The sequence below is a fragment of the Nocardioides marinus genome (assembly GCF_013408145.1).
GTDB classification, from domain to species: domain Bacteria; phylum Actinomycetota; class Actinomycetes; order Propionibacteriales; family Nocardioidaceae; genus Nocardioides; species Nocardioides marinus.
Map to the genome: position 1 here is coordinate 1,200,412 of NZ_JACBZI010000001.1, position 13,915 is coordinate 1,214,326.

Here is a 13,915-nt window from a genome sequence, read left to right on the forward strand (position 1 = left end):
CCCTCTACTGTCATGACTCATGACGACGTTGACTCATGACGCCCCGGTCTCGGGCCACGGTGCGTCCGCCTCGAGGCTCTCGGCGGGGCTCACCTTCGCGCTGGTCAGCTCGCTGTCCTTCGGGCTCTCTGGCGCGGTCGCCCGTGGCCTGCTCGACACCGGGTGGTCGCCGGGTGCCGCGACACTGGTCCGCGTCGCCGTCGCGGCGTTGGTCGTGCTGCCGCTGGGCCTGGTCGCCCTGCGCGGCCGCTGGGCGCTGCTGCGGCGCAACGCGACCCTGGTCGTCCTCTACGGCGTGCTCGCCGTCGCCGGCGCGCAGTTCTGCTACTTCTCCGCCGTGCAGCACATGCAGGTGGCCCCCGCGCTGCTCATCGAGTACACCGCGCCCGCCGCCGTCGTGCTGTGGCTGTGGCTGCGCCACGGCCAGCGCCCCGGCCCCGTCACGCTGGTCGGGGCGGCGGTGGCGGCCGCGGGCCTCGTGCTCGTGCTCGACGTCGTCTCGGGAGCCGAGCTGAGCGCGGTCGGCGTCGCCTGGGCGCTGGGTGCCATGGTCGGGGCCACGGCGTACTTCCTCATCTCCGCCGACGAGGGCAACGGGCTGCCCCCGCTCACGCTCGCGGCCGGGGGCCTGGTGGTCGGCGCGACCTCGCTGGGCCTGCTGGGCCTCACCGGCCTGCTGCCGATGCGGGCGGCCACCACGGAGGTGACCTACGCCGGCCCCGCGGGTACGACGGTGGCCTGGTGGGTCCCCGTGCTCGTGCTCGGCCTGGTGACCGCCGGCGTCGCCTACACCTCCGGGATCGCGGCCGGCCGGCGCCTCGGCTCGCGACTGGCGTCGTTCGTGGCACTCACCGAGGTGCTGGCGGCGGTGGTGGCCGCGTGGCTGCTCCTCGGTGAGCTGCCGCGCGCGATCCAGCTGCTCGGTGGCGTGCTGGTGCTCGCCGGCGTGGTCGGGGTCAAGCTGGGCGAGGGGCGTCCGGCCCGACTGGCCGAGCGACCCGAGCCCGTGCTGTGAGCAGCGACGGCTAGGAGACGTCCTGGCGTCGCACGTAGACCTCGCGCAGCAGCATCAGGATGCCGGCCGCGGTGGGGATCGCCAGCAGTGCGCCGACGACGCCGAGCAGCGCCGCGCCGACGAGTGCTGCGATCACGATGACGGCGCCGGGCAGGTCCACCGACCGGGACATGACGCGCGGGTAGATCAGGTAGTTCTCGACCTGCTGGTAGACCACGTAGAAGATGATGCACGCGATGCCGGTGCGCACGTCGGTGGCGAAGCCGATCGCCGTCACCACGACGGCGCCCAGGGTGGCGCCGATCATCGGGATCACGCCCAGCAGCGCCACCACGGTGGCCAGCGCCACGGCGTACTCACCGAGGCCGATGACGAAGAGGAAGACCAGCGAGGAGACGCCCGAGACCAGTGCCACGATGAAGGCGCCGGAGACGTAGCCGCCGACGCTGGCCAGGATCCGGTCGCCGAGGCGGCTGACGCGGTCGCGGCGCGAGGCGGGGGCCAGGCGGTAGAGGGCGCCCTTGGTGGTCTCCATCGACGCCAGGAAGTACAGCGTGAGGACCAGCACGATGAAGGCGTTGAAGACCGCGCCGAGCAGGGCGAGGCCGAAGCCGAGGACCCCGCCGAAGAGGCCGGAGAGGAAGTCGCCGTTGCTCACGTAGTCCCGGGCGCGGTCGAGGATCTGGTAGTCCTCGTTGAGGGCTCGGACCCGCTCGTTGCGCTGCAGCTGGTCGAACCAGCCCGGGGCGTTGTCGGTGATGGCGCGGACCTGGTCGGCGATGACGGGGACGATGGCGACCACGAAGAGCGTGAGGGCGCCCAGCGCCGCGACGATCACCGTCAGCACCGCCCAGCCGCGCCGCAGGCCGTGACGCTCCAGGAACAGCACGGCCGGGTGCAGCCCGGCGGCGAGGAAGAGCGAGACGACGATCAGCAGCAGCGTGGAGCCGATCGCCAGGATCGTCGTGCCCAGCCACCACGCGGTCAGGGCGCCGAGGCCGCCGAAGAAACCGAGGTAGAACGGGGCGCGACGGTCCAGCGGGGGACCGGGCGTGCCCAGGTGCTCCGGGCCGCCGACCAGGCCGACGTGGGAGTCGCCCTCGACGGCCTCCTCCTCGTGCTGCTCGACCATCGCCACGGTGTCCCGGGTGTCCGGGGTGTCACGGGGGTCCTGCGGCCCGCCGGGCTGCTCGTCCTCGGGCCCGCCCGGCTCGGTCGTCACGACTCGTCGTTCTCCGGCTCGTCGCTCGCAGCCTCCGGCTCGTCCTTGCCGAAGCCCGAGACGATGTCGGCCAGCGAGGAGAGCTGGGCCGTGATGCCGTCACGCCGCTTCTGCAGGCGCTCCACCTCGGCACGGACCGCGGCCAGCTCCCGCTCGGCCTCGGCGGTGCCGGTGGAGGAGATCGACTCGGCCTGCTTCTGGGCGGAGGAGACGATCTGCTCGGCCTCGCGCCGGGCACGCTGGAGGAGCGCGTCGGCCTCGGTCTGCGACTGCTCGCGGTACTGCGTGGCCTGCTGGGTGGCCTGACGGCCGCGCTCCTCGGCGGAGGTGGCGCGCTGCTCGGCCTCGGCGACCAGGCGCTGGGTCTCGGCCATCGCGCTCTCGTGGTGCTCGGCGGCCTCGCGGGCCAGCCGCTCCTTCTCGACCGCCAGCGTGCGCCGGGCCTCGGTGACCTCGCGGTCCGCGGCGGCGCGGGCCTTCTCGACCTCGCGCTGCGCAGAGGTGCGCATCTCGGTCGCCTCCTGCTGGGCGGCGAGCTTGACCTGGTCGGCCTCGCGCTGGGCGGAGGCACGGAGGTCCTCGGCCTCGCTGCGCGCCAGCGAGCGCTCCTGCTCGGCGTCGGTGAGCAGGCGGGTGCGGTGCTCCTCGAGCTCCTGGAGCTGGACCATGCGCATGTCCTCGGCCTCGCGTGCGGCGTCGGCCTTGATGGCCTTCGCGTCACGCTCGGCCTGGTTGAGGATCTCGTCGGCGTCGCGGCGAGCGGCGGCGCGCACGTCGGCGGCCTCCTCCTCGGCCAGTCGGAGCATCGCGCTCGCGCGACCGCCCAGGCCGGCGTACGACGGGCGCTCCATCTCCGCGACCTCGGTGCGCACGCGCTCCAGCTCGGCCTCGAGCTCGAGGACGCGGGTCTCGGACTCGGTGAGGCTCTGCGCCAGGCCGGTCTTCTCGCCCAGCAGCTGGCGCACCCGGCTGTCGACGGCGGACGGGTCGTAGCCGCCGCGACGGACCACCGGGAAGCCGCCGGGGGCGGCGCCACCGGTCGCGGGGGCACTGGTGGGCCGCGTCGCCGGGGGAACGACGGGGCGCTGGGCGCCGCCGGAGCCCCCGGCCGGGACCTGGGGGGCCTCCTGGCCGCCTCGGGAGGCGACCGGGATCACCTGGGTCTTGTCGTCAGGAGAGCCCTTGCCGGACTGCTCGTCGAAGATGGACAGGCCCTGGTCGGTCATGCGGCACAACCTACTTCCAGTCGTGGGAGGTCGACGTGTGCCCCCATTGTCGAGCATGGGTCGGTCCAGTCCCACCCGTGGGCACCTGAATTCTTGCCCAGTTTCCGCCAGGTCTCCGCGCCCGGACGCCGCGAGGGCCGCCGGTGGTCGACCGACGGCCCTCGCGGGGTGGTGCAGGTGCCGGGCCCGTCGGCCCGGCGCGGGATCAGACGCCGCGGAAGCGGTTGATCGCGTCGAGGTGCTTGGCGCGCTTCTCGTGGTCGCGCACGCCGAGGCCCTCCTCGGGCGCGAGGCAGAGCACGCCGACCTTGCCCTGGTGCTTGTTGTGGTGCACGTCGAGGGAGGCCTGGCCGACCTCGTCGAGGGTGTAGGTCTTCGACAGGGTCGGGTGGATCTTGCCCTGGTCGATGAGGCGGTTGGCCTCGTAGGCCTCGCGGTAGTTGGCGAAGTGGCTGGAGACGATGCGCTTGAGGTTCATCCACAGGTAGCGGTTGTCGTACTCGTGCATGAAGCCGGTCGTGGAGGCGCAGGTGGTGATGGTGCCGCCCTTGCGCGTGACGTACACGCTCGCGCCGAAGGTCTCGCGCCCCGGGTGCTCGAAGACGATGTCGATGTCCTCGCCGCCGGTGAGCTCGCGGATCTTCTTGCCCAGGCGCTGCCACTCCTTGGGGTTCTGCTCGGTGTTGTCGTCGTTCCAGAACTTCCAGTTCTCCTCGGAGCGGTTGATGATCATCTCCGCGCCCATGGAGCGGCAGATCTTGGCCTTCTCCTCGTTGGAGACCACGCAGATGGGGTTGGCGCCGCCGTTGAGGGCGTACTGCGTGGCGAAGCCGCCCAGGCCGCCGGAGGCGCCCCAGATCAGGACGTTGTCGCCCTGCTTCATCTGGCCGGCGTTCTTGGAGACGAGCTGACGGTACGCCGTGGCGTTGACCAGGCCGGGGGAGGCGGCCTCCTCCCAGGTGAGGTGGGCCGGCTTCGGCAGCAGCTGGTTGGACTTGACCAGGGCGATGGTGGCCAGGCCGCCGAAGTTGGTCTCGAAGCCCCAGATGCGCTGCTGGGGGTCCATCATCGTGTCGTCGTGACCGGCGGGGTCCTCGAGCTCGACCGAGAGGCAGTGCGCGACGACCTCGGCACCCGGCTTCCACTGGGTGACGCCCGGGCCGGTCTTGAGCACGACGCCGGCGAGGTCGGAGCCGACCACGTGGTAGGGCAGGTCGTGGCGCTTGGTCAGCTCGGAGAGGCGGCCGTAGCGCTCGAGGAAGCCGAAGGTGGAGACGGGCTCGAAGATCGAGGTCCACACGGTGTTGTAGTTGATCGCCGAGGCCATGACCGCGACGAACGCCTCGCCCGGACCGAGCTCGGGGAGCGCGACGTCCTCGACGTGCAGGGACTTGCGGGGGTCCTTGTCGCGGGACGCCAGGCCCTCGAACATGTCGACCTCGTCCTTGTGCACCGTCACGGCACGGTAGGACTCGGGCAGGGCGAGGTTCGCGAAGTCCTGCGAGGTCGCGTCGCCGGTCTGGCCGGCCTGGATCGCATCGAGGATGTGCTGCACGGGTGGCTCCTGGTCTGGTCGGGAGTCAGTCGGGGCGGGCGCCCCGCGCGGAAGATTACTGGTGGGTAACAGTGCCGTGAAGAGTGATCTCGCGACCACCCCCTGTGATGCACGGCACGGTCAGTGAGTGGCGGCGGGGTTCGGCTCGACGATCTCGACCAGGATGCCGCCGGCGTCCTTGGGGTGCACGAAGTTGATCCGGCTGTCGGAGGTGCCGCGCTTGGGGGCGTCGTAGAGCATCCGCAGGCCGCGCTCGCGCAGGATCGCCGCCACCTGCTCGACGTCGGTGACGCGGTAGGCGATCTGCTGGCAGCCCGGGCCGTTGCGGTCGATGAACTTCGCGATCGTGGAGGACTCCGAGAGCGGGGCGAGCAGCTGCACGCAGGAGCCCGAGTCGCCGACGGCCATCATCGCCTCGCGCACGCCCTGCTCCTCGTTGGTCTCCTCGTGGGCCAGCGTCATCCCGAAGGTGTCGCGGTAGAACGCGATCGCCTCGTCGAGGTCCGGCACGGCCATGCCGACGTGGTCGATGGCGGTGAACAGGTGGCTGGGGAGGTCGAGGGGAGTGCTCATGGCGGCATCGTCGTACGCCGGACGTTGCGGCCACAACGCACCCGCCCAGGTTGTGACATGTGCCTCACGGTCGCCGGGACGGACGCCCCTCGCCGCGGAGGTGACTCGTGGGTAGCCTGACCGGGTCCTGGCCCGGCGGCCGTGGCCCTCGCCCGCGCCGGCCCACCCAGCACTGGAGGAGAACCCCATGTCCGGAACCGTCATCGTCGCCGGGGCGCGCACCCCGATCGGCCGCCTGCTCGGCGGGCTGAAGAGCTTCTCGGCCGCCGACCTCGGCGGGATCGCCATCAAGGGCGCCCTGGAGAAGGCGGGCGTGACCGGCGACCAGGTCGACTACCTGATCATGGGCCAGGTCATCCTCGCCGGCGCCGGCCAGAACCCCGCCCGGGCCGCCGGCCTGGCCGGTGGGCTGCCTGCCTCGGTGCCCTCGATCACGGTCAACAAGGTGTGCCTGTCGGGCCTGAACGCCATCGCGACGGCCGACCAGATGATCCGCGCGGGCGAGGCCGACGTCATCGTCGCGGGCGGCATGGAGTCGATGACCAACGCCCCGCACCTGCTGCCCAAGTCGCGTGAGGGCTTCAAGTACGGCGACACCTCGCTGGTGGACTCGATGGCCTACGACGCGCTGTTCGACCAGGCCACCCAGCAGGCCATGGGCGGCCTGACCGAGTCCTGCAACGCCGCGACCGACAAGTTCACCCGTGAGGAGCAGGACGCCTTCGCCGCGGCCTCGCACCAGAAGGCCGCCGAGGCCTGGAAGAACGGCGTGTTCGACGACGAGGTCGTCCCCGTCTCCATCCCGCAGCGCAAGGGCGACCCCGTGGTCGTCTCCGCCGACGAGGGCGTGCGCGGCGAGACCACCGCCGAGAGCCTCGGCGCCCTGCGCCCGGCCTTCGCCAAGGACGGCACCATCACCGCCGGCACCTCCTCGCAGATCTCCGACGGCGCCTGCGCCGTGGTCGTGATGAGCAAGGCCAAGGCCGAGGAGCTCGGGATCGAGTGGCTGGCCGAGATCGGCGCGCACGGCATGGTCGCCGGCCCCGACTCCACCCTGCAGCTGCAGCCGGCCAACGCCACCGCGAAGGCCTGCGCCAAGGAGGGCATCGAGCCCTCGTCGCTGGACCTCGTGGAGTTCAACGAGGCCTTCGCCGCGGTCGGCATCGCCTCGGCCCGTGCGCTGGGCCTGCCCGACGAGAAGGTCAACGTCAACGGCGGCGCGATCGCGCTGGGCCACCCCGTGGGCATGTCCGGTGCCCGCGTGGTGCTGCACCTGGCGCTGGAGCTCAAGCGCCGCGGTGGCGGCACCGGTGCGGCCGCGCTGTGCGGCGGCGGTGGCCAGGGCGACGCCCTGATCGTGCGTGTCCCGAAGAACTGACCCCTCGGCGGTCCCGGACCTGGTCGAGCGCGCACGCGCCGGCCAGGCCCGGGCCGTCGCCCGGCTCGTGTCGCTGGTCGAGGACGAGTCGCCCCTGCTGCGGCCGGTGATGGCGGCGCTCGCGCCGCACACCGGCCGGGCGCACGTCGTCGGGCTCACCGGCGCGCCCGGCGTCGGGAAGTCCACCTCGACCAACGCGCTCATCGGCGCGCTGCGCGCGGCCGGTCGCTCGGTCGGTGTGCTGGCCGTCGACCCGTCCTCGCCGTTCTCCGGCGGGGCGCTGCTCGGTGACCGGATCCGGATGCAGGAGCACGCCGCCGACGACGCGGTCTTCATCCGCTCCATGGCCTCCCGGGGCCATCTGGGCGGGCTCTCGTTCACCACGCCCCAGGCCGTCCGGGTCCTCGACGCGGCCGGCTTCGACGTCGTGCTGGTCGAGACCGTGGGGGTGGGGCAGAGCGAGGTCGAGGTCGCCGGCCTGGCCGACACCACGATGGTGCTGCTCGCCCCCGGCATGGGCGACGGCATCCAGGCCGCGAAGGCCGGCATCCTCGAGGTCGGTGACCTCTACGTCGTCAATAAGGCCGACCGCGACGGTGCCGACCGCCTGCGCCGCGACCTGCGGGCCGGGCTCGCGCTCACCGAGCGGGCCGCCGACGCCTGGCAGCCGCCCATCCTCGCCACCGTCGCCCAGACCGGCCAGGGGGTCGACGAGGTCGTCGAGGGCCTCGAGCAGCACCGCACCTGGCTCCAGGACACCGGCCAGCTGGCGGTGCGACGCGCCCGTCGGGCCCGTGCCGAGGTCGAGGCCGTCGCCGTGGCCGCCCTGCGCGCACGCTGGGACCTGGGGGACCACTCCGCCCTGGACGCCCTGGCAGCCGCGGTGGCCGCCGGGGAGCAGGACCCCTACGCCGCTGCGGACGCACTGCTGGGGGAGTAGCGGGGCCCGACGGGGGCACGATGGGTGCCGTGGACGTCTTCTCTCACGCTTGGGCCGCCCTGCTGCTGCTCGCCGCGGTGGTCGGGCTCATCGTGTGGATCCACCTCGAGGACCGTCGGGTCGCCCGTGAGCTGGCCCGACGTCCGCTCCGGGAGTTCCAGGTGGCCGGCCTGGACCGGGACCGGGTGGTCTCGCGGCACGCGACCTGGGGGCCGGTGCCCCTGCTGTCCCGCCGTGACCTGCGACGCCTGGACGAGGCCCGCGGGAAGATCGAGCGCTTCGAGGCGGAGCAGGCCCGGCGGAACGACTGAGCACACCCGGTTCTGCTGGAATGGGGGCGTGGACCTGCGCACCCTGCTGGCCGGCCTGCCCGAGGACCCTCGGGTGGTCGCGACCGGCAACCATGCCACCCCGTGGCACCTGCTCGGCCTCGTCGACGAGTCGCTGGCGTCGTACCGGCTGTGGGTGCTCAACGCCCAACGGGGCATCCCCGACAGGGACGGGGTGACCTACGAGACGCCGTTCGTCGGGCCGGGCATGCGCCGCAGCCCACGGCTGCGCTACACCCCGTCGCGGCTCTCGCTGGTCCCACGGCTCTTCGTCACCACCCAGCAGCCGGACCTGGTGCTGCTGCACACCACCCGGCCGCGGGACGGGAGGGTCTCGCTCGGCACGGAGGTCAACGTGCTGCCGGCCGCGATCGAGGCGGCGCGCCCCCGGGGCGGGCGGGTGGTGGCGCAGGTGAGCGACCGCGTCCCCTGGACGTACGGCGACAGCCAGCTGGACGTGGGGTCGATCGACGTCCTGGTGGAGGCCGACGAGCCCGTGACGCCGGTGCCGCCGAGCGCGATCGACGCGGAGGCTGCGGCCATCGGCGCCCAGGTCGCGGCCCGGGTCGGCGACGGGGCGACCCTGCAGGCCGGCATCGGTGCGGTGCCCGACGCCGCCCTGCGCGGGCTGACCGGCCGGCGGGGGCTGCGGGTGTGGACCGAGATGTTCTGCGACTCGGTCCTCGCGCTGGAGCAGGCGGGCGCCCTGGACCCGGACGTGCCGGTGCAGGCGTCGTTCCTCTTCGGCTCGCCCGAGCTGCTGGCCTGGGTCGACCGCAACCCGCGGGTGCGGATGATCCGCACCGAGACCGCCAACGACCCCGGCCTGATCGCGCGCAACCCGGGCATGACCAGCATCAACACCGCGTTGCAGGTCGACCTCTTCGGCCAGGCCAACGCCTCGCGGATCAACGCGCGCATCCACTCCGGCTTCGGCGGTCAGACCGACTTCATCGTGGGGGCGCTGCACAGCCGGGGCGGGCAGGCCCTGATGGCGCTGCGCTCGTGGCACCCCAAGGCCGACTGCTCGACGATCGTGCCGATGGTCGACGAGCCGGTCACCTCCTTCCAGGTCAGCGCGGTGCTCACCGAGCAGGGAGCCGCCGAGCTCGCCGGCCACGACGAGCGGACCCAGGCCCGGCACCTCATCGAGCACGCCGCCCACCCACGGGTCCGTGAGGAGCTGTGGGAGGAGGCGGGGGCGCTGGGTCTCTCCGACCGCGTGTGACCACCGCCCGAGGCCCCCACCCGGTGGGCGGGGCAGGTTTCCTAGGATTGGCGCCATGACGCAGCAGCCGTTCTCCCGCCCCGGTGCCATCGACCTCTCGGCGCTGAAGAAGCCGGCCCCGTCAGCGACCCCGTCCGCCGCCGGCCGGCCCGGCGGAGGGGCCGGCGGAGGGGCCGGCGGTGGTGCCGGTGGTCAGGGCGGCTCGGCGTACTCCGTCATGGTCACCGAGGAGAACTTCCAGCAGGTCGTCGAGTCCTCGATGACCGCGCCGGTGCTGCTGGCCTTCTACTCCGCCAGCCGGCTGCCGGAGAGCGAGCAGATGGCCGAGGACCTCGCCGCTGCGGTCGAGGGCCACGAGGGCCGCTTCCTCGCGGCGCTGGTCGACGTCGACGCCACGCCGGCGATCGCGCAGGCCGTGCAGCTGCAGTCGATCCCGTACCTCATGGCCGTGCTCGACGGCCGTCCGCAGCCGATCGCCCAGGACGTGCTCGGGCCCGAGGAGATCAGCGGCCTGCTCGACCAGCTGGCCCAGCAGCTGACCGCCGGCGGCGTCACCGGTCGGCACCAGCCCCGTGCCGCGGCCCCCGCCGCGGAGGAGGGCGAGGAGCCGGCCATGGACCCGCGCTACGCGCCGGCCCAGGACGCGCTGGCCGCGGGCGACGTCGACCGCGCGGTCGAGGAGTACCAGAAGCTGGTCTCGGCCAACCCCGCCGACGCGGAGGCGGTCGCCGGCCTGGCGATGGCCAAGGTCCTGCAGCGGACGCAGGGGGTGGACCTGCACGAGGCTCGGGCCGCGGCGGCCGCCGCCCCTGACGACGTGGAGGCCCAGACGCTGTGCGCCGACCTCGACATGCTCGGCGGGCACGTCGAGGACGCGTTCGTGCGGCTCGTCGAGCTCGTGCGGCGTACGTCGGACAAGGAGCGCGAGCGCGCCCGCGACCACCTGCTGGGCCTCTTCGCCGCGGTCGGCAACGACGACCCGCGGGTCCTCAACGGTCGTCGGGCGCTGGCCTCGGCCCTGTTCTGAGCCGACCGGTGCGCGGCCCGGGGTACCTCCTGCGCGGTCTGGGCCTGTGGCGCACGCGCCCGCGGCTGATGCTGCTCGGGGTGCTGCCGGCCCTGCTGGTGGCGGTCGTCGTGCTGGCGGCGCTGGTGGGGCTGCTGCTCACCGTGGGTGACCTGGTCGCCTGGGCCACCCCCTTCGCCGACGACTGGGCCGAGGCGCTGCGCGGGCTGCTGCGGCTCGGGCTCGCGGTCGTGGTGGTGCTGGCGTTCGTGGTGCTGGCGTCGGTCACCTTCACCGGGCTGACCCTGGCGGTGGGCGACCCGTTCTACGCCCGGATCTGGGCCGAGACCGAGCGGATGCTGGGCGGCGAGGTGCCGGGCTCCGGTCCGGGCTTCTGGCGCTCGGCCGCCGACGGCCTGGTCCTCGCCGCGACCGGCCTGGCGGTGGGCCTGGGGGTGGTGGTGCTCGGGCTGCTCCCGGTGGTGGGCGCCGTGGCCGGTGTCGCGCTGGGCCTCCTGGTGTCGGGGTGGTTGCTGGCCGGTGAGCTGCTCGCGCGACCGTTGGAGGCGCGCGGGATGGACCGGGCGGCCCGCGCGGAGGTGCTGCGCCGCGACCGGGGCGCGGTGCTCGGCTTCGGTGTCGCCACCCAGCTGTGCTTCCTCGTGCCGCTCGGCGCCGTCGCAGTCATGCCTGCCGCGGTCGCCGGCGCCACGATGCTGGCCCGCGACCTGCTCGACCGGCCGGGTCGTGCCCCTGAGTGGGCGGCATAGCGCCCTCTGAGGGGCACGACCCCGAGCCGTTCAGCCGGTCAGCGCCGCCAGCACGGCCTGGAGGGCGGGGGAGGCGGCCATCGACCGTCGGTGGACCGCGACGACCTCCCGGGTGGGGACCGGGTCGGCGGCCGCCACGGTGGTGAGCGGCGGCTCGATGCGCGAGCGGCCCAGCCGGGGGACCAGTGCGATGCCGAGCCCGGCGCGCACCAGGGCGAGGTGGGAGTCGTACTCCAGGGACTCGTGCGCGATCCGCGGGCTGCGGCCGGTGCCGACGTACATCCGGTGCAGCCACTGGCGGCAGATGGTCCCCTCGGGCGTCGCGATCCAGCCCTCCTCGACCAGGTCGGCCGGGGTCACCCGCCCCCGGCCCGCCAACGGGTGGTCCTCACGCACGACCACGTCGGCCACGTCACGGGCCACCACCGTGCGCTCGAGGTGGTCCGGGACGTGCAGGGGCACGTCGCCCCAGGAGTGCACGACGCCGATGTCGAGGCGGCCGGCGGCCACCGTCTCCACGGTGTCCCAGGGCTCGGTCTCGGTCAGGGAGAAGGTGAGCTCGGGGTGACGCAGCCGCAGCTCGCCCAGGCGGGGGGCGACCAGTCCGCGCATCGCGGTCGAGAAGGCCGCGAGCCGCACGTGCCCGGTGACGTCGCCGGAGAGCCGGTGCAGGCCGCTCTCCAGGCGCTCGAGGTCGGTCAGCAGCCGGCCGCCCTCGTCGACGAGGTGGCGCCCGGCGCCGGTGAGGATGACGCCGCGGCCGACCCGCTCGAGCAGGGCGACGCCGGTCTGCCGCTCGAGACGCTTCACCTGCTGGCTGACCGCGCTGGGCGTGAACCCCAGCGACGTGGCGGCGGCGCTGACCGAGCCGTGCTCGGAGACGGCGCGCAGGGCGGTGAGGGCATCGAGGTTGAGCACGGGTCCATCGTGACAGACCGTGCAGCGCTGCTTCACGATGACGGGTAGGAATGATCGCTGGTGCTGCATGGTGCGGTGCCGCAGGCTGGGAGCCGTGAGCCGCCGAGACAATGCCCTGGCCGCCCTGGTGGCGACGCTGTGGGGACTGAACTTCCTGGCCATCGACCTCGGCATGGGCGAGGTGCCCCCGCTGGTGTTCCTTGCCCTGCGCTTCGTGGCGGTCGTGCTGCCGGCGGTGTTCCTGGTGCCGCGCCCGGCGGTGTCGTGGCGGGTGCTGGGCGCCGTGGGGCTGTTCATGTCGGTCGGGCAGTTCGGCTTCCTGTACGTCGCGATGGGTGTCGGTCTGCCGCCCGGCATCGCCGCCCTGGTGCTGCAGGCGCAGGTCGTGTTCACGATCGTGATCGCCGCGGGCGTCCTGCGCGAGCGCCCGACGGTGGCCCAGGGCGTCGGCGTGGGGCTGGGCGTGGTCGGGCTCGCCGTGGTCGCGCTGGGCCGTGGCGGGGACGTCCCCCTGCTCGGCCTGGGGCTGTGCCTGATGGGCGCGCTGTCGTGGGGGATCGGCAACGTCGTCTCGCGCGCGGCCAAGGTGCCCGGCGGGCTCTCGCTGACGGTGTGGTCGGGACTCGTCGTCCCGGTCCCGGTGCTCGCACTGGCCCTCGTGGTCGACGGGCCGTCGGCCGTGGTCGAGGGCCTGGCCGCCGTGGACGGCGCGGCGGTCCTGGCGACCCTCTACACCGCGGGCGTGGCCTCGCTGCTGGGCTACGGGATCTTCAACACCCTGCTGGCCCGCAACCCCTCGGCCGCGGTGGTCCCGTGGGTCCTGCTGGCGCCGGTCGTCGCGATGACCGCGGCCTGGCTGCTGCTCGGCGACCTGCCGACGGTCGGCGAGGCCGGTGGCGGGCTGCTGCTGGTGCTGGGCGTGCTGGTGGCGCTGCGTGCGCCCCGGCGGCGCCGCGCCTCAGCGCCCGCTCTCGGTGTAGGCCGAGCCCTCGCCGGCCAGGGTCGCGAGCGCGGCACGGACGCGCCGCGCGGTGAAGTCGGCGCAGAGCTCGTCGACCTCGTCGAGGGTGCAGAAGCGCGCTGAGCGGATCTCGCGGGCCTGCTTGACCACCTGGTCGAGCAGGCCCGGGTCGTGGGCACCGCCGTCGAAGACCAGGCAGAGCGCGTCGTCCCAGCCGCCCCACGGCGGGAGCCAGTCGGTGAGCAGCAGGCGTCCCGCGGGCAGGGCCAGGGCCAGCTCCTCCTCGACCTCCCGGGCCACGGCCTCGTGCGGCGACTCGCCGACCTCCACGACACCGCCCGGGAGGTCCCAGTCGGTCTTGTAGGTCAGCTGGCACAGCAGCACCCGGTCGTCGGTGTCGCGCACCAGCATCTGGGAGATGGCGCGCTTGCGCGGCAGGAAGGAGTTGAGCAGCGCCCGGAAGGAGCCCGGCTCGTCGACGGGGCGGTCGGTCGCCAGCCGCGCGTAGACGATCCGGTCCATCGGCGTGCCGTCGACCGTGACGCCGCGCATCACCCCCTCGCGCAGCATTCCCGCCCAGGTGGCGATCCGCTGGCCCTCGGTGTCGTCGGGGTCGACGTGCGCCTCGACCCTGGCGTGCGAGACCAGGGCTCGCGCCACCTCGCGACGGACGTTGTCGATGGGCTCCCCGGGGGGCCACACCAGACGGGCCACCCCGTCGGCGACGGTGCTCTGCCTCGTCGTCGGCTGCTGGCTCATGCGGCCACCCTAGAGGGCGGCCGGTGGTCTCGACG

Annotated in this window: 13 protein-coding genes and 1 pseudogene; 8 read left to right on the forward strand and 6 right to left on the reverse strand. The window is 73.6% G+C overall.

Annotation, left to right across the window (positions count from 1 at the left end):
• Positions 1-19: 19 nt before the first annotated feature.
• Entirely contained in the window at positions 20-1,015 is a 996-nt protein-coding gene (locus tag BKA05_RS05845) for an EamA family transporter (protein WP_179530587.1), read from the forward strand.
• A gap of 10 nt (positions 1,016-1,025) precedes the next feature.
• Here BKA05_RS05845 and BKA05_RS05850 read toward each other — a convergent pair whose 3' ends face one another.
• The 4 genes from BKA05_RS05850 to mce all read right to left on the reverse strand — a co-directional run bounded on the left by BKA05_RS05850 (position 1,026) and on the right by mce (position 5,591).
• On the reverse strand, positions 1,026-2,237 hold the full coding sequence (locus tag BKA05_RS05850; protein ID WP_343045540.1) for an AI-2E family transporter: 1,212 nt from the start codon (positions 2,235-2,237) through the stop codon (positions 1,026-1,028).
• On the reverse strand, positions 2,234-3,463 hold the full coding sequence (locus tag BKA05_RS05855) for a coiled-coil domain-containing protein (protein ID WP_246289765.1): 1,230 nt from the start codon (positions 3,461-3,463) through the stop codon (positions 2,234-2,236). The genes BKA05_RS05850 and BKA05_RS05855 overlap by 4 nt, the downstream gene beginning before the upstream one ends.
• 205 nt (positions 3,464-3,668) lie before the next feature.
• The gene (gene ccrA / locus BKA05_RS05860) at positions 3,669-5,018 is read right to left on the reverse strand and encodes a crotonyl-CoA carboxylase/reductase (RefSeq protein WP_179530589.1); all 1,350 of its coding nucleotides are present in this window, start codon (positions 5,016-5,018) and stop codon (positions 3,669-3,671) included.
• 120 nt (positions 5,019-5,138) lie between these two features.
• A complete protein-coding gene (gene mce / locus BKA05_RS05865) occupies positions 5,139-5,591 on the reverse strand; it encodes a methylmalonyl-CoA epimerase (RefSeq protein WP_179530590.1) in 453 nt (150 codons plus the stop codon).
• Between the two features lie 187 nt (positions 5,592-5,778).
• Here mce and BKA05_RS05870 point away from each other — a divergent pair, with 187 nt between their 5' ends.
• The 6 genes from BKA05_RS05870 to BKA05_RS05895 are packed head-to-tail and all read left to right on the forward strand — an operon-like array spanning position 5,779 to position 11,242.
• A complete protein-coding gene (locus tag BKA05_RS05870) occupies positions 5,779-6,969 on the forward strand; it encodes an acetyl-CoA C-acetyltransferase (RefSeq protein WP_179530591.1) in 1,191 nt (396 codons plus the stop codon).
• The gene (gene meaB, locus BKA05_RS05875; RefSeq protein WP_179530592.1) at positions 6,953-7,909 is read left to right on the forward strand and encodes a methylmalonyl Co-A mutase-associated GTPase MeaB; all 957 of its coding nucleotides are present in this window, start codon (positions 6,953-6,955) and stop codon (positions 7,907-7,909) included. The genes BKA05_RS05870 and meaB overlap by 17 nt, the downstream gene beginning before the upstream one ends.
• 29 nt (positions 7,910-7,938) lie before the next feature.
• Positions 7,939-8,220, forward strand: a complete 282-nt coding sequence (locus tag BKA05_RS05880; RefSeq protein ID WP_179530593.1) for a hypothetical protein — start codon at positions 7,939-7,941, stop codon at positions 8,218-8,220.
• Between the two features lie 28 nt (positions 8,221-8,248).
• Positions 8,249-9,466: an acetyl-CoA hydrolase/transferase C-terminal domain-containing protein gene (locus BKA05_RS05885; RefSeq protein ID WP_179530594.1), complete on the forward strand. Its 1,218-nt coding sequence runs from the start codon at positions 8,249-8,251 to the stop codon at positions 9,464-9,466.
• Positions 9,467-9,521: 55 nt separating this feature from the next.
• Positions 9,522-10,493, forward strand: a complete 972-nt coding sequence (locus tag BKA05_RS05890; RefSeq protein ID WP_179530595.1) for a co-chaperone YbbN — start codon at positions 9,522-9,524, stop codon at positions 10,491-10,493.
• Between the two features lie 8 nt (positions 10,494-10,501).
• Complete coding sequence (locus tag BKA05_RS05895; RefSeq protein WP_218842327.1) at positions 10,502-11,242, forward strand: EI24 domain-containing protein; 741 nt, start codon at positions 10,502-10,504, stop codon at positions 11,240-11,242.
• A 30-nt stretch (positions 11,243-11,272) separates the two neighbouring features.
• Here the strand turns inward: BKA05_RS05895 and BKA05_RS05900 are convergent, their stop codons facing one another.
• Positions 11,273-12,160 (reverse strand): LysR substrate-binding domain-containing protein, encoded by an 888-nt coding sequence (locus BKA05_RS05900; protein WP_179530596.1) that lies wholly within the window; start codon positions 12,158-12,160, stop codon positions 11,273-11,275.
• Between the two features lie 67 nt (positions 12,161-12,227).
• On the opposite strand from BKA05_RS05900, the pseudogene BKA05_RS05905 reads away from it, so the two are divergent.
• A pseudogene (locus BKA05_RS05905) lies at positions 12,228-13,082 on the forward strand (EamA family transporter); the annotation flags it as partial.
• Between the two features lie 36 nt (positions 13,083-13,118).
• Here BKA05_RS05905 and BKA05_RS19350 read toward each other — a convergent pair.
• Complete coding sequence (locus BKA05_RS19350; protein WP_218842329.1) at positions 13,119-13,880, reverse strand: NUDIX hydrolase; 762 nt, start codon at positions 13,878-13,880, stop codon at positions 13,119-13,121.
• Positions 13,881-13,915 lie beyond the last annotated feature (35 nt).